Annotated in this window: 14 protein-coding genes and 1 pseudogene; 1 reads left to right on the top strand and 14 read right to left on the bottom strand. The window is 66.7% G+C overall.

The genetic code is table 11. The features are described 5' to 3' along the window. Positions 1 to 139: 139 nt before the first annotated feature. Positions 140 to 1,378, top strand: a complete 1,239-nt coding sequence (locus TL10_RS24545) for an HNH endonuclease (protein ID WP_043987726.1) — start codon at positions 140 to 142, stop codon at positions 1,376 to 1,378. 96 nt (positions 1,379 to 1,474) lie between these two features. Here the strand turns inward: TL10_RS24545 and nuoN are convergent, their stop codons facing one another. The 14 genes and pseudogenes from nuoN to TL10_RS24475 form a co-directional block, all read right to left on the bottom strand. Next, positions 1,475 to 3,007, bottom strand: a complete 1,533-nt coding sequence (gene nuoN / locus TL10_RS24540) for an NADH-quinone oxidoreductase subunit NuoN (RefSeq protein ID WP_110789210.1) — start codon at positions 3,005 to 3,007, stop codon at positions 1,475 to 1,477. Between the two features lie 5 nt (positions 3,008 to 3,012). After that, entirely contained in the window at positions 3,013 to 4,551 is a 1,539-nt protein-coding gene (locus TL10_RS24535) for an NADH-quinone oxidoreductase subunit M (protein ID WP_192830299.1), read from the bottom strand. A gap of 5 nt (positions 4,552 to 4,556) precedes the next feature. Beyond that, complete coding sequence (gene nuoL / locus TL10_RS24530; protein WP_043987730.1) at positions 4,557 to 6,440, bottom strand: NADH-quinone oxidoreductase subunit L; 1,884 nt, start codon at positions 6,438 to 6,440, stop codon at positions 4,557 to 4,559. Between the two features lie 2 nt (positions 6,441 to 6,442). Beyond that, a complete protein-coding gene (gene nuoK / locus TL10_RS24525; RefSeq protein WP_043400812.1) occupies positions 6,443 to 6,742 on the bottom strand; it encodes an NADH-quinone oxidoreductase subunit NuoK in 300 nt (99 codons plus the stop codon). Continuing rightward, positions 6,739 to 7,449, bottom strand: a complete 711-nt coding sequence (locus tag TL10_RS24520; RefSeq protein ID WP_043400809.1) for an NADH-quinone oxidoreductase subunit J — start codon at positions 7,447 to 7,449, stop codon at positions 6,739 to 6,741. Before TL10_RS24520 ends, nuoK begins: the two co-directional genes overlap by 4 nt. Further along, a pseudogene (gene nuoI, locus TL10_RS24515) lies at positions 7,432 to 7,991 on the bottom strand (NADH-quinone oxidoreductase subunit NuoI); the annotation flags it as partial. The pseudogene nuoI and the gene TL10_RS24520, both read right to left, overlap by 18 nt. Then, entirely contained in the window at positions 7,981 to 9,210 is a 1,230-nt protein-coding gene (nuoH, locus tag TL10_RS24510; protein ID WP_043987723.1) for an NADH-quinone oxidoreductase subunit NuoH, read from the bottom strand. The pseudogene nuoI and the gene nuoH, both read right to left, overlap by 11 nt. Next, positions 9,207 to 11,591: an NADH-quinone oxidoreductase subunit G gene (locus TL10_RS24505; protein WP_043987722.1), complete on the bottom strand. Its 2,385-nt coding sequence runs from the start codon at positions 11,589 to 11,591 to the stop codon at positions 9,207 to 9,209. Before TL10_RS24505 ends, nuoH begins: the two co-directional genes overlap by 4 nt. Next, positions 11,588 to 12,898 carry an NADH-quinone oxidoreductase subunit NuoF gene (gene nuoF, locus TL10_RS24500; RefSeq protein ID WP_043987721.1) on the bottom strand — a complete coding sequence of 437 codons (1,311 nt, stop codon included), beginning with the start codon at positions 12,896 to 12,898 and terminating at the stop codon, positions 11,588 to 11,590. Before nuoF ends, TL10_RS24505 begins: the two co-directional genes overlap by 4 nt. Next, entirely contained in the window at positions 12,895 to 13,617 is a 723-nt protein-coding gene (nuoE, locus tag TL10_RS24495) for an NADH-quinone oxidoreductase subunit NuoE (RefSeq protein WP_043987720.1), read from the bottom strand. Before nuoE ends, nuoF begins: the two co-directional genes overlap by 4 nt. Next, positions 13,614 to 14,942: an NADH dehydrogenase (quinone) subunit D gene (nuoD, locus tag TL10_RS24490; RefSeq protein ID WP_043987719.1), complete on the bottom strand. Its 1,329-nt coding sequence runs from the start codon at positions 14,940 to 14,942 to the stop codon at positions 13,614 to 13,616. Before nuoD ends, nuoE begins: the two co-directional genes overlap by 4 nt. Further along, positions 14,942 to 15,616, bottom strand: a complete 675-nt coding sequence (locus tag TL10_RS24485) for an NADH-quinone oxidoreductase subunit C (RefSeq protein WP_043987718.1) — start codon at positions 15,614 to 15,616, stop codon at positions 14,942 to 14,944. Before TL10_RS24485 ends, nuoD begins: the two co-directional genes overlap by 1 nt. Next, on the bottom strand, positions 15,613 to 16,170 hold the full coding sequence (locus TL10_RS24480) for a NuoB/complex I 20 kDa subunit family protein (RefSeq protein WP_043400788.1): 558 nt from the start codon (positions 16,168 to 16,170) through the stop codon (positions 15,613 to 15,615). The genes TL10_RS24485 and TL10_RS24480 overlap by 4 nt, the downstream gene beginning before the upstream one ends. A gap of 11 nt (positions 16,171 to 16,181) precedes the next feature. Further along, positions 16,182 to 16,556 (bottom strand): NADH-quinone oxidoreductase subunit A, encoded by a 375-nt coding sequence (locus tag TL10_RS24475; protein ID WP_043400785.1) that lies wholly within the window; start codon positions 16,554 to 16,556, stop codon positions 16,182 to 16,184. Between the last annotated feature and the right edge of the window lie 60 nt (positions 16,557 to 16,616).

Raw genomic sequence — 16,616 nt, 5'->3', positions numbered from 1 at the left:
GGGAAACCAGCTCCGAAACTCCTGGAACGTGCGCGGATAGTCGACCCCGCCGACCGGCCCACCCTCTGCAGTACCCATGCTGACCAGCATAGGTCCAATTAAGCAGATAAGCAGTACATATGTTCGATAAAATCGAATCATGAGTACCTCGACGGAACTCGACACCATCGTCGATGGTGTCTGCGCTTTGCGTATCCCTGACGACGTCAATCGCGACGACGCTCTTGATGTGATGCGGGCGCTGGTGGTGTTGCGAAACGTCGTTGATCATCTGGCGGCGATGGTTGCTACTGCCTTGGGGCGGCTTGGTGTGGCGTCGTCGCAGGGCCGGACGCCGCGGGAGCTGCTGATTGGTCTTGGGTGCGCGCCGTCGGTGGCCGAGCGGCTGGTGCGTGTTGGTGCGGCGTCGCCGTCGCTGCCGACTTTGGTGGCGCATGCTGGTGATGGGGCGATTTCGGGTGAGCATGTCGATGCGATCATCAAGGGCGTCAATCACATTCGGGCGCGGTCGCCTGGTCCTGTTGATGAGGCGGCCCGGTTTGAACAGGTCACCGATTTGTTGGGGCAGTTCTTCTCGGGGGCGACTCCGGCGGCGATCGGTGACCGGGCGCGCCGGCTGGGGAATCGGGTGGCCGCTGCCGAGGGTGGCGTGCCCGCGGCGGAGGACCGGTCGATCAACACCGTGGACCATCGGGTGACCAGTGACGGCCGGCTACAGATCCGCGCGGATCTGGATGCCGAGGTCGGCGCCAAGTATGTGGCGGCGATGGAGGAGTTGTCGCCGCCGCGACCCGAACCGGACGGCAGCCCGGATGTGCGGTCGGCGGGGCGGCGGCGTGCTGATGCGTTGGAGGCGGTGCTGGATATCGCGGCCCGTGGTGGTGACGTCGCCAGTGCGCCGCGTACGCAGTTGTTGGTGACGGTGCCCGCTGATACACCGGACTTGGCGGAGTTGGAGTTCATGGGGCCGATCAGCGCCTTGACCCTGGACCGGCTGACCTGTGACACCGCGGTCACCACGGTGCTGGTCGACGGCGAACAGGTGCCACTGGACATGGGACGCGAGAAACGCCTGTTCCCCGCCCACCTACGCAAAGCCCTGTATCTGCGTGATCAGTGCTGCATCAAATGCGGCGCACCACCGGGACGCACCCACGCTCACCACATTGTGCATTGGAGCCACCACGGCGAAACCAGCCTGAGCAACGGCTGCCTGCTGTGCCCGGCGTGCCATGCCAACGTCCACCACGACGGCTGGGACGTCGTCATGGGCCTGGACAAACATCCGTGGCTCATCCCACCGGCCACCGTCGACCCGCACCGGCGACCCATCCCCGCCTATAACCGCCGCACCATGCGACTAGATGTGGCCGCGTAATACGTTGCGCACCTTGATAACTGAATAGTGACCCCGGCCGCAGCGTGCGGCTCGCCAATGTCGGACGCGAGCGTCGACCGGCGGTCAGTTAGTCGCTCAGCGCAGGAACTGGCCGGCGTGGTTGGCCAGGTCCAGTACTGGCTGGGGGACGGCACCCAGCGCGAGGGTCACGAAGGCCGTCAGCCCAATCATTGCGGTGCTGAGCGTTCCCGACTGCACCACTGGGCCGTCCTCGACCGGATCGGTGAAGAACATCAGGACGATCACCCGGACGTAGAAATACGCGGCGATGGCGCTGACGATCACACCGATGACCACCAGCGATGCGGCGCCACCTTCGGCCGCGGCCTTGAAGACCGCGAACTTGCTGACGAACCCGCTGGTCAGGGGAATGCCGGCGAAGGCAAGCAGGAACAGCGCGAACACGACACCGAAGAATGGATGCCGCCGGCCCAGTCCGGCCCACCGGCGCAGGTCACCTTCTTCGTCGCCGTCGGCGCGGCGGACCACGCTCACCACCGCGAACGCGCCGAGCGTGCTGAACCCGTAGACGAAGAGGTAGAACAACGATGCCGAGAGTCCGCTGGTGTTGAGCGCGATCACACCGGTGAGGATGAAACCGGTATGTGCCACCGAGGAATACGCCAACATGCGCTTCACGTCGTTCTGCGCGATGGCGATCACCGTACCCACTGTCATGGACAGCACGGCGATGATCGACAGCACCGGTCGCCAGTCGTTGGCGAGGGTGGGCAGCGCGACGTAGCAGACCCGCAGCAGCGCGCCGAACGCGGCGATCTTGGTGGCCGACGCCATGAAGGCCGTCACCGGCGTGGGTGCCCCTTGGTATACGTCAGGCACCCACGAATGGAACGGCACTGCGCCGACTTTGAACAACAGGCCGACGCACAGGAGCGCGATGCCGATGAGTCCGAGGGATGCCGGTCCGCGACCGGCGGCGACCCCCGACAGGCTCAGGCTGCCCGAATAGCCGTAGAGCATCGCGACACCGAAGAGGAAGAATGCCGACGAGAAAGCCCCCAGTAGGAAGTACTTCAGCGACGCTTCCTGCGACAGCAACCGATTTCGCCGGGCCAGGCCGCACATCAGGTACAGCGGCAGGGACAGCACCTCGAGCGCGACGAACATCGTCAGCAGGTCGTCGGATGCGCCGAACAGCATCATGCCGCCGAGCGCGAACATGGCGAGCGGGAACACCTCGGTCTGGGTCACACCGGCTTTGAGCGCGATCTGCTCAGCGGCGCTGTCGGGCACCGTCGCGGCCTGCGGCGTGAACGCGGCCAACCCGCTGCCATCCGAAACCCGTTGTGCCATCAGCAGGGTCGCCAACACACTGACCCCGAGCAAGGTGCCCTGCAGGAACAGTGCCGGACGGTCGATGGCGATGGCCCCGAGCACCGCGGACCGGCCGACCGGTGAATCCAGGTGCAGCGCTTGGCAAACCACGGCGACAAAAGCCACCGCCTGGCCGCCGATGCTCAGCACGACCTGGGCGCGGTACCGCGCGGTACGCGGGGCGAAGGCCTCCACCAGCACACCAGCCAGTGCGATGCCGAAGACGATCAGCATCGGCGACAGCAGGCCGTACTCGACGGACGGCGCGGGGATGGGCGTCACCGGGTCACCCCCTGCGCGGTGCTCGGCGCGGTATGGCCGACAGCGGGACTGATGATGTCGAGGGCGGGCTTGGGATAGACGCCCAGCACGAACAGCAGGGCGACCAGCGGCACTACCACGGCCAATTCGCGTGGCACCAGATCGCGCAGCTTGTCGTTGCCATCGGCCACGGGGCCGGTCATCATCCGCTGGTACATCCACAGGATGTAGAGCGCCGAGAGCACCAGCGCCGTAGCCGCCACGGCGGTGACGACCGGGTAGTGGATGAATGTGCCGACCAGGACCAGGAATTCGCTGATGAACGGGGCCAGGCCGGGCAGGGATAACGTGGCCAAGCCGGCGATCAGGAACGTGCCGGCGAGGACCGGCGCAACGGTCTGCACGCCGCCGTAGTCGGCGATGTTCCGAGATCCCCGGCGGGACACCAGGAACCCGGCGATCAGGAAGAGGGCGGCGGTCGAGATGCCGTGGTTCACCATGTACAGCGCGGCACCGGACTGCGCCTGCTCGGTCATCGCGAAGATGCCCAGGATGATGAAGCCGAAGTGCGATATCGAGGTGTACGAGATCAGTCGCATGACGTCCGTCTGCCCGATGGCGACGATGGCTCCGTAGACGATGCCGATGACCGCCAGCGCAATGATCAACGGCCGGAACGTCGCTGCGGACTGCGGGAAGAGCTGCAGGCAGTACCGGAGCATGCCGAAGGTACCCACCTTGTCGACGACGGCCATCATCAAGACGGCAGTAGCCGGCGTCGCGTGCACTGCCGCGTCGGGCAGCCAGCGGTGCAGCGGCCACAGCGGTGCTTTCACGGCGAACGCGAACATGAATCCGCCGAACAACGCGTTGGCCAGGCCCGGGCTGATGTTCAGCGTGCCGTAGCGTGCGGCGTCCGCGACGGCGCGGAAATCGAACGTGCCGTGAGCGAATAGCGGGCTGTTGGCAGTGGCCACGTACAGCCCGATGACCGCGGCCAGCATGATCAAGCCGCCGAACAGGTTGTACAGCAGGAACTTCACGGCTGCCTTCGAGGCGGCGGGACGGTCTGCTCCGAAACCGCCGATGAGGAAGTACATCGGGATGAGCATGGCCTCGAAGAACACGTAGAACAGCAAGATGTCCAGCGACACCAGGGAAATCAGCACCATCGACTCGACGGCGAGGATCAGCGCGAAGTAGGCATGTGTCGACTTGGCCTGCGCACCAGTGTCTTTCGTGTCAGCGTCATTCCACCCGGCGATGATCAGCAGCGGTACCAGGACCGCCGTCAGCGCGACCAACACCAGCGCCACGCCGTCCACGCCGAGGATGTAGCCGGTGCCGAACGATGGTATCCACGGATGGTTCTCGACGAACTGATAGCGCGCACCGGCGGGATCGAATCGCAGTGCCAGCACTAGTGCGATGACCAGCACCACCAGCGATACCGCGAGCGCGGCCCAGCGGGCGAAAGCCCGTGCGGTGGCAGGCAACAGGATCACTGCCGCACCGCCGGCCATCGGGACGGCCCACAACGCCGTCAGCCACCACATTCCGGTCACCACACCCTCACCGTGAGAATGGCGGCCGCAATCAATGCCGCTCCGGCCAACATGGACAGCGCATACGACCGGGCGAACCCGTTCTGCCAACGTCGAAGATCCTGCGACCCGCTGCGTACCAGGGCCGCCAGTTCGCGCGTGACGCCGTCGACCGCGACGTCGTCGAAGTCGACCAAGTCTTTGGTGAGCCGCCGGCCCGGCGCCATCAGCGCCCGCTCGTTGAACGCGTCGCCGTAGAGATCGTTGCGGGCAGCGACCGTCAGGCCGGAGACGTTGACCGGCGCACTGATCGGAATGGGTTGCAGCGCATACATCCGATACGCGATCGCCACTCCGACCCCGACCACCGCGAGCGTGACGACGGTCAGCAGCCACGCGGGGATGGCGTGCGCGGGCTCCTGGTACCCGACGATCGGTTCCAGCCAGTGCTCCAGTTTGCCGCCGACGGCGAGCAGGGCACCGGCACCGATGGACCCGCCGGCCAGCAGGACCATCGGCCAGCCCATGACCGACGGCGATTCGTGCGGATGCGCCTCGGCGCGCCAGCGCTTTTCACCGAAGAAGGTCATCAGCATGACGCGGGTCATGTAGAACGCGGTGATGCCCGCACCCAGCAGGGCCGCGCCGCCGAACAGCAGGCCTCTGGCGCCACCGGCCGCGAAGGCGGTCTCGATGATCGGGTCCTTCGAGAAGAACCCGGACAGCGGCGGGATACCGATGATCGCGAGATACCCCATGCCGAACGTCGCAAACGTTACGGGCATGGCGGTGCGCAGCCCGCCGTAGCGGCGCATGTCGGTCTCGTCGTCCATGGCGTGCATCACCGAACCGGCACCGAGGAACAGCCCGGCCTTGAAGAAGCCGTGCGCCAGCAGATGCAGGATCGCGAGCGCGTAGCCGGCCGGGCCGAGCCCCGCCGCCAGCATCATGTAGCCGATCTGGCTCATGGTCGACGCCGCGAGGGCTTTCTTGATGTCGTCCTTGGCGCAGCCGATCACCGCGCCGAACAACAGCGTGACCGCCCCGACGACGGCGACCGCCAGCCGGGCGTCGGCGGACTGGTTGAAGATCGGTGCCGACCGCACCACGAGGTACACGCCCGCGGTGACCATGGTGGCCGCGTGGATGAGCGCCGACACCGGCGTCGGGCCCTCCATCGCGTCCCCCAGCCAGGACTGCAGAGGCACCTGCGCGGACTTGCCGCAGGCCGCCAGCAGCAACAGCAGACCGATGAGCGTGGCGGTCGCCGCGGCAAGATGCGGAGCCTTGGCGAAAACACCCGTGTACGAGAGAGTTCCGGTGTGGGCGAACATGGCCGCCAGGGCCAGCGCCAGCCCGATGTCACCGACCCGGTTGACGACGAACGCCTTCTTCGCGGCCGTCGCGGCCGACGGCTTGTGCGACCAGAACCCGATCAGCAGGTACGACGCCAGGCCGACGCCTTCCCATCCGACGTACAGACCCAGGTAATTGTCGGCCAGGACCAGCAGCAGCATGGCGGCGACGAACAGATTGAGGTAGGCGAAAAATCGGCGCCGTGCCGGATCATGCGCCATGTAGCCGATCGAATAGATGTGGATCAGCGCGCCGACGCCGGTGATCAGCAGGACGAAGCACACCGACAACTGGTCCAGCCGCAGCCCGAAGTCGACCTGGAGTTGCGCGACCGGGACCCAGGAGAACAGCGTCTCGTGCACCAACCGGAAGTCGTTGGCACGCCCGGACATTGCCACGAACTGCGTCGCGCCGATGAGGAAGGCGCCGACCACCGTGGCGCAGCCGAGCAGATGACCCCACGCGTCGGTGGCCTTCCCCCCGAGCAACAGTATCGCGGCACCGGCCAGCGGCAGCGCGATCAGAAGCCACACGGATGTCGTCACGGTCACTGCTTCAGCAGGCTCGCGGCGTCCACTGACGCCGACCGTCGGGAACGGAAGATGGTCATGATGATCGCCAGTCCCACCACCACCTCACACGCAGCCACCACCATGGTGAAGAACGCCACCACCTGACCGTCGAGTTCGCCGTGCATCCGGGAGAACGTGACGAACGCCAGATTGGCGGCATTGAGCATCAATTCGACGCACATGAACATGACGATGGCATTGCGGCGTAGCAGCACACCGGCCGCGCCGATGGTGAACAGCAGCGCCGAGAGATACAGATAGTTGGTGGGATTCATGAGGCGTTCCCATCGTCGGTGGACACACTGCGCCGGGGCAGGACGGCGCTGACGGACATGTCGGCGTCCGATCCGTCGGGCAACCGGGCCAGGATGTCGACGGCGTTGTGCCGGGCGTACACACCGGGATTCGGTCGCGGCGTCGGATGCCCGCCCGGGGCGAACCGTTCGATTGCCAGCTCACGCTGGGTCTTTCGGTGTTCGAACCGTTCGCGGTGGGTCAGTACCATGGCGCCCAGCGCGGCGGTGATGAGCAGCGCGCTGGTGGTCTCGAAGGCCCACAGATAGCGCGTGAAGATCAGCACCGCCAGGCCCTGGACGTTGCCGGCCCGGTTCGCGTGTTCGAGACCAACGACGTTGGTACCGAGGCTGCCGATGCCGGCGATCACCGCGATGCCGAAGCCGATGCCGGCCACGATGGCGGCAATGCGTTGTCCCCGTATGGTTTCGACCAGGGAGTCCGCGGAATCGACACCGATGAGCATGAGGACGAACAGGAACAGCATCATGACCGCGCCGGTGTAGACCACCACCTGCACGACGCCGAGGAACACGGCGTCCTGGGCGATGTACAGCACGGCCAGGCTGATCATGGTGCTGGCCAAGAACATTGCCGAGTACACCGCTTTGGGCGCGGCCACCATCGCGATGGCGCCGAGCACCGACACCGTGCCGAGCACCCAGAACGTCACGGCCTCTCCGGTCACTTGGCCGCCTCGGGCCGCGACAGTCCGGCCGCGGTGATGTTGCCGCGGTAGTAGTCCTCGTCGGTGCTGCCCTCGGCCATCGCATGGGGCGGCGCGGTCATGTCGATCTCCAACGGAGCCAGCAGCTTGTCCTTGCCGTAGATCAGGCCGGACCGGTTGTCGCCGGCCATCTCGTAGTCGTTGGTCATGGTCAGCGCACGGGTCGGGCAGGCCTCGATGCAGAGCCCGCAGCCGATACACCGCAGATAGTTGATCTGGTACACCCGGCCGTACCGCTCGCCGGGCGAAAACCGTTGTTCCTCGGTGTTGTCCGCGCCCTCGACGAAGATGGCGTCCGCGGGGCAGGCCCACGCGCACAATTCACAGCCGATGCATTTCTCGAGGCCGTCGTCGTAGCGGTTGAGCTGATGCCGGCCGTGATAGCGAGGAGCGACCGGGCCGGGCTCCTCGGGATACTGTTCGGTGACCGACTTTTTGAACATGGTTCCGAAGGTGACGCCGAATCCGGCGATGGCGTCGATGAACTTGGGCCTACCGGGCATGGTGTATCTCCTTGGCCGGGATGGGTGGCACCGGGAACGCGCCGGGCTGAGGTTCGGCGGCCGGGACCGGGGCGCGAGCCGCCTTGCGCCGCACCGTATTCCACAGCGCACCGGCGATGGCGACCACAGCGATCAGGGCGGCGAACGCCAGTACGACGGGCCAGCTGTCGTAACCCTGCAATCGCAGCGTCCGCACGATGCTGACGATCATGATCCACGCCAGTGAGATGGGGATGAGCACCTTCCAGCCCAACGCCATGAACTGGTCGTACCGCAGGCGGGGGAGCGTGGCGCGCAGCCACATGAACAGGAACAGGAACGTCCACACCTTGCCGATGAACCACAGCAGCGGCCACCATCCGGTGTTGGCTCCGGGAATGAGGCTCAGCGGCCACGGGGCCTGCCAGCCGCCGAGGAACAACGTGGTGGCCAGTGCCGACACCGTCGTCATGTTGACGTACTCCGCGAGCATGAACATCGCGAATTTCAGCGACGAGTACTCGGTGTGGAAACCGCCGACGAGCTCGCCCTCGGCTTCGGGCAGATCGAACGGTGCCCGGTTGGTCTCGCCGACCATGGCGACGACGTAGACCAGGAACGACGGCAGCAGCAGGAAGACGTACCAGCGGCCCTGCTGGGAGGCGACGATCTGCGACGTCGACATGGTGCCGGCGTACAGGAACACCGCGGCGAACGAGAGTGCCATCGCGATCTCGTACGAGATCACCTGCGCGCTGGACCGCAACCCACCGAGCAGGGGGTAGGTGGAGCCGGAGGCCCAGCCGGCCAACACGATTCCGTACACCCCGATCGACGTGACCGCCAGGACGTACAACACCGCGACCGGCAGGTCGGTCAACTGCAGCGGGGTCTCGTGCCCGAAGACGTGGACCAGCGGTCCCATCGGGATGACGGCGAACGCCATGAACGCGGGGATCACCGCGATGATGGGTGCCATCAGGTAGATCGGCTTGTCCACCCCGGCCGGGACCAGCCCTTCCTTCAGGGCGAGCTTGACACCGTCGGCCAGGCTCTGCAGTAACCCGAAGGGGCCCACCCGGTTCGGCCCGATGCGCATCTGCATCCAGCTCAGTACCCGGCGCTCGAGCAAGATGGCGACGAGCACCGTCAGGACCAGGAACACAAAGATGCCAAGGGCTTTGGCGAGGACGAGCCACCACGGGTCGAGTCCGAACGACGACAGGTCGGGATAGTTCATGGCCTGGTCCCGTCACTGGCCCCGCTGATCGTGACGACGGCGCCCGGGGCGACGCCGAGCGTGGCGTGCACCGTCGACCCCGGGGAGTTCAGCGGCAGCCACACCACGCCGGTCGGCATATCGGTGATCTCCAGCGGCAGGGTGATGCTGCCGCGATCCGTACTGACCGTGAGCGTCTCGCCCGCGCCGATGCTCGCGGCCGTGTCGGCCGACAACCGGGCGACCGCCGGACGGGCGGTGGCAGCCAGATTCGGTTCGCCGTCCTGCATCCGCCCGGCATCCAGCAGCATGCGCCAGCCCGCGAGGACTGCCTGTCCGGGTCCCGGCACCGGGCTGGGCGGAGCGGTGAATTCCGGTGCGGCGGGGCGTGGTCCGGTCCAGCACCCCAGCCGGTTCATCTCATTGCGCACCGTCGTGACGTCGCGCAGACCCAGATCGATGCAGTGCTCATCGGCGAGCGCGGCCAACACCCCCATGTCCGCTCGCATGGCAGGTGGCAGCGCCGCGCCGAAAGATCGCCCGCGCCCTTCCCAGTTGACGAAACTGCCGGCCTTCTCGACCACCGGTGCCACCGGGAACACCACGTGCGCCAGGTCGGTGATGGCGCTGCGGCGCACCTCCATGCTCACGACGAACTTCGCCGCACCGAGTGACCGCTGAGCCAGCGCCGGGTCGGGCAGGTCGGCCAGCTCCACGCCGGCGACCAGGACCGCCTCCAGGTCACCGTCGGCTGCGGCGGCCAAGATCGCGGTGGTGTCGCGGCCCGGAGCGTCGGGCAGTTCGTCCACATGCCAGGCGACGGCAACCTCGGTACGCGCAGGCAGATCGGTCACCAAACGCCCGCCGGGCAACAGATTCGGGGCCGCCCCGGCCTCCAGGGCACCGCGCTCGCCGGCCCGCCGCGGCACCCAGCCGACGGTGGCGCCCGTCCGCCCGGCCAGCCGGGCCACCGCGGAGAACCCACCGGGGACGCCGGCCAGTCGCTCACCGGTGAGGATGACCGATCCGGGCGGCAGCACCTCGATGGCGTCGAGTGCGCGGGGCTCGCGGCCGGGTGCGGCCGTGATCAGGGTGCCGCCCATGTTCTCCAGGCCCCGGCTACTGAAAGGTGCCACCGCAACCACTTTGAGCCCGTGCTTGCGGAAGGCCTTGCGCAGCCGTAGGTAGATGATCGGTGATTCGTCTTCCGGCTCGAACCCGACGAGCAGCACGACGGGGGCCTTTTCCAGGTCGGCGTACGTCACCTGCATCGGCTGACCCGCGACGCTGGCCGCCAGGAACTGCGCTTCCTCGTCGCTGTGCACCCGGCTGCGGAAGTCGATGTCGTTGGTGCCCAACACGATCCGCGCATACTTGGCGTAGGCATAGGCGTCTTCGGTGGTGAGTCGTCCACCGACGAGCACTCCGGTGCGTGCGCCGGCGGCCGACAGGCCGCGCACCGCGACCGCGACCGCTTCGGGCCAGGACGCCGGACGTTGGGTGCCGTCGGCCTCGCGGATCAGTGGCGTGGTGATCCGGTCACCCTGCGTGGCATAGGTGAAGGCCCAGCGGCCCTTGTCGCAGTTCCACTCCTCGTTGACCTCGGGATCGTCACCGGCCAAGCGGCGCAACACCGATCCGCGTCGGTGATCGGTGCGCTGCGCACACCCGGAGGCGCAGTGTTCGCACACGCTGGGGGTGGAGACCAGGTCGAAAGGCCGGGCCCGGAAACGGTACGCGGTCCCGGTCAGAGCGCCGACGGGACAGATCTGCACGGTGTTGCCGGAGAAGTACGAGTCGAACGGATCGTCGCCGCCGATCCCCACCTGCTGCAGCGCACCACGTTCGAGGAGTTCGATGAACGGGTCGCCGGCGACCTGATTCGAGAACCGGGTGCAGCGCGCGCACAGCACACAGCGTTCGCGGTCGAGCAGTACCTGCGCCGACAGGTTGATGGGCTTGGGGTAGGTGCGCTTGACGTCCTCGAAACGAGAATCGCTGCGGCCGTTGGACATCGCCTGGTTCTGCAGGGGGCATTCGCCGCCCTTGTCGCAGACCGGGCAGTCCAGCGGATGGTTGATCAGCAGCAGCTCCATCACGCCGTGCTGCGCCTTGTCGGCAGCCTCCGACGTCACTTGGGTGCGCACCACCATGTCCGGGCTGACCGTGGTGGTGCACGACGCCAGCGGCTTCCGCTGGCCCTCCACCTCGACCAGGCATTGCCGGCAGGCGCCCACCGGCTCCAGCAGCGGATGATCGCAGAACCGGGGAATCTGGACGCCGATGAGCTCGGCCGCACGAATCACCAACGTGCCCTTGGGCACACTGATCTGCTGGTCGTCGATGGTCAGCGAGACCATCTCGACCGCAGTCGCGTCCTTCGCCGGCTCAGTCACCGTCACGCGCCCGCTCCTTCCGTGGCGAAGATCGTGGCGGCGTGCGGATCGAAGGGGCAGCCACCGTTCAGGTGCGCGACGTACTCATCGCGGAAGTACTTGAGCGAGGACATGATCGGGCTGGCCGCACCGTCACCGAGCGCGCAGAACGACTTGCCGAGGATGGCGTCGGAGATGTCGAGCAGCTTGTCCAGATCGGCCGCCTGGGCCTGCCCGCTCTCCAGGCGGGCGTAGATCTGTGCCAGCCAGTAGGTGCCTTCTCGGCACGGCGTGCACTTGCCGCAGGATTCGTGCGCATAGAACTGGGTCCAGCGCCGCACGGCCCGCACCACGCAGGTGGTCTCGTCGAAGATCTGTAGTGCCTTGGTGCCCAGCATCGAGCCGACCCCGGCCATGCCTTCATAGTCGAGCGGGATGTCCAGATGTTCGGGTGTCAGCATCGGCGTCGACGAGCCGCCCGGCGTCCAGAACTTCAACTGGTGTCCGGCTCGTACCCCGCCGGCGTACTCCAGCAGTTCACGCAGCGAAATCCCCAGTGGTGCTTCGTATTGTCCTGGCCGGGTGACATGACCCGATAGTGAGTACAACGTGAAGCCCGGTGACTTCTCCGACCCCATGGACCGGAACCAGTCGACGCCGCCGCGGATCACCGAGGGGACGCTGGCGATCGACTCGACGTTGTTTACCACGGTCGGGCACGCGTACAGTCCGGCGACCGCGGGAAACGGTGGACGCAAACGGGGTTGGCCGCGCCGGCCCTCCAGTGAGTCGAGCAGCGCGGTCTCTTCCCCGCAGATGTAGGCACCCGCCCCGGCGTGCACGACCAGGTCCAGATCGAAGCCGGTGCCGGCGATGTTGGTGCCGAGGTAGCCGTTCGCGTAGGCCTCGGCCACGGCGCCCTGCAGCCGGCGCAGGACCGGCACCACCTCGCCGCGCAGGTAGATGAATGCGTGCCGGGCGCCGATGGCGTACGACGCGATGATCGCGCCCTCCACCAGAGTGTGCGGCGAGGCCAGCATCAGCGGAATGTCCTTGCACGTCCCGGGTTCGGATTCGTCCGCGTTGACCACCAGGTAGTGCGGACGGCCGTCGTCGGGGGAGATGAACGACCACTTCGTCCCCGTCGGGAAGCCGGCACCGCCCCGGCCGCGAAGTCCGGAATCCTTCACCAGCGCAATGACTTCAGCGGGTTGCATTCGCAGCACCGCACGCAGCGGCTGGTAGCCGCCCTGGCGCAGATAGCTCTGCAGCGTCCAAGACTGCGGCTGATCCCAATGCCTGCTCAGTACCGGCGTCAGTCCCGTCGACGTCATTGCGGCGCCTCCATCCCGCGCTCTTCGGCGACGCGCAACCCGGCGAGGGTGGCCGCGCCGGGTTCGCCGTCGTTGCTGCCGGGGCGCTCGTCGGGGAACCCGGCGAGGATGCGGGCGGTCTCCTTGAAGGTGCACAGCGCCGCGCCCCGGGTCGGGGTCACCGACTCGCCGGCTCGCAGCGAGTCGACGAGATCGCGTGCCGAACCGGGGGTTTGGTTGTCGAAGAACTCCCAGTTGACCATCACCACCGGTGCGTAGTCGCAGGCGGCGTTGCATTCGATGTGTTCCAGCGTGACCCGGCCATCGGCGGTGGTGTCGCCGGCGCCGAGGCCGAGGTGTTCTTCCAGGGTCTCCAGGATGGCGTCCCCGCCCATGATGGCGCACAGCGTGTTGGTGCAGACGCCGACCAGATACTCGCCGGTCGGCGTGCGCCGGTACATCGAATAGAACGTCGCGACCGCGGTGACTTCGGCCGTGCTGAGGTCCAATTGCCCAGCACAGAAAGAGATTCCGGCTGGTGTCAGGTAGCCATCCTGGGACTGGACGAGATGCAGCAGCGGCAACAGCGCGGACCGGGCACTGGGATAACGGGCGATGATCGCGGCGGCATCAGCTGCCAATCGCTCCCGCACGTCCGCCGAATAGGACTGCGGCCCTTGGCCGATGGGAGGTCCCGGCTCGTCCGGACGCGGCCCGAGACGGAGTTCGATAGCGGTCACCTGTCCACGCCTCCCATGACCGGATCGATCGATGCCACCGCGGCGATGGCATCGGCGACCATGGATCCCTCGCACATCACCGACACCGCTTGCAGATTCGTGAACGACGGGTCGCGGTAATGCACCCGGAATGGCCGGGTGCCGCCGTCGGAGACCATGTGCACGCCCAGTTCGCCGCGCGGCGATTCGACCGCGACGTACACCTGCCCGGCCGGTACCCGGATGCCTTCGGTGACCAGCTTGAAGTGGTGGATCAGGGCCTCCATCGAGGAGCCCATGATCTTGGCGATGTGTTCCTTCGAGTTGCCCAGACCGTCGGGGCCGACTTTCAGGTCCGCGGGCCAGGCCAGCTTCTTGTCGGTGATCATCACCGGTCCCGGCCCCAGCCGACCCAATCGCTCCATGCACTGTTCGACGATCTTGATGGACTCGCGCATCTCCAGGACGCGAATCATGTAGCGGCCGTACGCATCGCACTGGTCGCGGGTGATGACGTCGAAGTCGTAGGACTCGTACCCGCAGTACGGCTGCGACTTGCGCAGATCATGCGGCAGCCCCGTCGACCGCAACACCGGACCGGTGATGCCCAGCGCCATGCATCCGGTCAGATCCAGGTAGCCGACTCCCTGGGTGCGTGCCTTCCAGATGTAATTCTCGTTGAGCAGGTTCTCCATGTCGCGCAACCGTTTCGGCAACAGCTGCAGCAGTTCCCGCAGGCGTGGCAGTGCGTCGTCGGGTAGGTCGGCCGCCAGCCCGCCGGGGCGGATGTACGCGTGGTTCATCCGGAGTCCGGTGATGGTCTCGAAGACGGACAGCACCAGTTCGCGTTCCCGGAATCCGAAGAACATCGCCGACATGGAGCCCAGCTCCATGCCGCCCGTCGCCAACGCCACCAGGTGCGACGAGATGCGGTTGAGCTCCATGAGCATGACCCGGATGACGTTGGCTCGCTCGGGAATGTCGTCGGTGACGCCGAGCAGTTTCTCGACGCCGAGGCAGTACGCCGTCTCGTTGAAGAAGGGGGAGAGGTAGTCCATCCGGGTCACGAAGGTGACGCCCTGCGTCCAGGTTCGATACTCGAGGTTCTTCTCGATTCCGGTGTGCAGGTAGCCGATTCCGCATCGGGCCTCGGTGATGGTCTCGCCGTCGATCTCCAGGATCAGGCGAAGGACGCCATGGGTGGACGGATGCTGTGGCCCCATGTTGACCACGATGCGCTCGCCGGCCACCGCGCTCTCGCGCGCTGCTGCGACAACGTCGGCCCAGTCCTGACCGCCGACGGTGACCACGCGTTCGCGGCCATCGGGTTCGTTGTCCGGAGTCATCAGTTGTAGGCCCGCCGTTCGTCCGGGGGCGGAATCTTCGCGCCGTGGTACTCGACGGGAATGCCGCCGAGAGGGTAGTCCTTGCGCTGCGGGTGGCCTACCCAGTCGTCGGGCATCTCGATGCGGGTCAGCGCGGGATGGCCGTCGAAGATGATGCCGAAGAAGTCGTAGGTCTCCCGCTCATGCCAGTCGGTCGTCGGATACACCGAATACAGCGACGGCACATGCGGATCGGCGTCCGGCGCGCACACCTCGACGCGAATCCGTCGGTTGTGGGTGATGGACATCAGCGGGTAGACGGCGTGCAGCTCGCGATCCGGGTCGTCGGGGTAGTGCACCCCGGAAACGCCCAGACACAATTCGAATCTCAGCTCGTCGCGCAGCGTCTGCGCCACCGGCACGAGGTGGTCCCGGCGCACCTCGAGGGTCAGCTCGTCGCGGAACACGACGATGCGCTCGACCGCGGCGGTGAACTGGTCCGCGCCGAGGGCCCCGGCCAACGCGTCGACGACGTCGTCGAAGTAGCCGCCGTACGGACGGGGCGAACTGCCGGGCAGGACCACCTCACGGACCAACCGGCCGTAGCCGGACGTGTCGCCGCTGCCGCGCACGCCGAACATGCCGCGCCGCGTCCCGATCACCTCGGGACCGGTCTGGTCGGGCGTGTCCGTCATGACCGCAGCAGTCCCTTCAGTTCGATGGTGGGACGTGCCTGCAACGCCGCTTCCTCGGCCGCGGCAATCGCCTCGGCCCGGTTGACCCCCAGCGGCATCTCCTGAATCTTGGCGTGCAGCATGAGGATTGCGTTGAGCAGCATCTCGGGCCGGGGCGGGCAACCCGGCAGGTAGATGTCGACCGGCACGATGTGGTCGACGCCCTGCACCACCGCGTAGTTGTTGAACATCCCGCCGGAGGAGGCGCACACCCCCATGGCCAGCACCCATTTGGGTTCGGCCATCTGGTCGTACACCTGCCGTAGCACCGGTGCCATCTTCTGGCTGACGCGGCCCGCGACGATCATCAGATCAGCCTGCCGGGGTGTCGCCGAGAACCGCTCCATGCCGAAGCGCGCGATGTCGAAGCGCGGGCCGGCGGTGGCCATCATCTCGATGGCGCAGCAGGCCAGGCCGAAGGTGGCCGGCCACAGCGACCCCTTGCGTACGTACCCCGCGACCTTCTCGACAGTGGACAGCAGGATGCCGCCGGGTAAGCGTTCTTCGAGTCCCATGGGTCCAGTCCTCAGTCCCAGCTCAGTCCGCCGCGTCGCCAGATGTATGCGTAGGCGACGAACACCGTCAGCATGAACAGCAGCATCTCCACCACGGCGAATACCCCCAGCGATTCGAAGGAAACGGCCCAGGGGTACAGGAAGACGATCTCGATGTCGAAGACGATGAACAGCATGGCGGTCAGGTAGTACTTGACCGGGAATCGCTGGCCCGTCGTCTCATGTCCCGGAGAGCCCGGCGCCATCGGTTCGATGCCGCATTCGTAGGCCTCCAGCTTGGCCCGGTTGTACCGGCGAGGGCCGATGACCAGCGCAATTCCGACCGAACCCACCGCGAACGCAGCGGCGATCGCGCCGAGTACCAGGATGGGGATGTAGACATTCATACGTGCGCCATGCCCTGTGCGGCTCCCTCGTCGAGCTGTCGATGTGAGCTGGCCCACAGC

The sequence above is a fragment of the Mycolicibacterium llatzerense genome, assembly GCF_000878195.1.
In the GTDB taxonomy this organism is placed as follows: Bacteria; Actinomycetota; Actinomycetes; order Mycobacteriales; family Mycobacteriaceae; genus Mycobacterium; species Mycobacterium llatzerense.
This window is presented reverse-complemented; position numbering and strand designations above follow the sequence as displayed.

What these genes read in the sequence shown, in the direction of transcription:
- TL10_RS24545 (WP_043987726.1), top strand. Translation starts at nt 140, where the DNA reads ATGAGTACCTCGACGGAACTCGACACCATCGTCGATGGTGTCTGCGCT.
- TL10_RS24535 (WP_192830299.1), bottom strand. Translation starts at nt 4,551, where the DNA reads ATGTGGTGGCTGACGGCGTTGTGGGCCGTCCCGATGGCCGGCGGTGCG.
- nuoK (WP_043400812.1), bottom strand. Translation starts at nt 6,742, where the DNA reads ATGAATCCCACCAACTATCTGTATCTCTCGGCGCTGCTGTTCACCATC.
- nuoH (WP_043987723.1), bottom strand. Translation starts at nt 9,210, where the DNA reads ATGAACTATCCCGACCTGTCGTCGTTCGGACTCGACCCGTGGTGGCTC.
- nuoF (WP_043987721.1), bottom strand. Translation starts at nt 12,898, where the DNA reads ATGACGTCGACGGGACTGACGCCGGTACTGAGCAGGCATTGGGATCAG.
- nuoD (WP_043987719.1), bottom strand. Translation starts at nt 14,942, where the DNA reads ATGACTCCGGACAACGAACCCGATGGCCGCGAACGCGTGGTCACCGTC.
- TL10_RS24485 (WP_043987718.1), bottom strand. Translation starts at nt 15,616, where the DNA reads ATGACGGACACGCCCGACCAGACCGGTCCCGAGGTGATCGGGACGCGG.
- TL10_RS24480 (WP_043400788.1), bottom strand. Translation starts at nt 16,170, where the DNA reads ATGGGACTCGAAGAACGCTTACCCGGCGGCATCCTGCTGTCCACTGTC.
- TL10_RS24475 (WP_043400785.1), bottom strand. Translation starts at nt 16,556, where the DNA reads ATGAATGTCTACATCCCCATCCTGGTACTCGGCGCGATCGCCGCTGCG.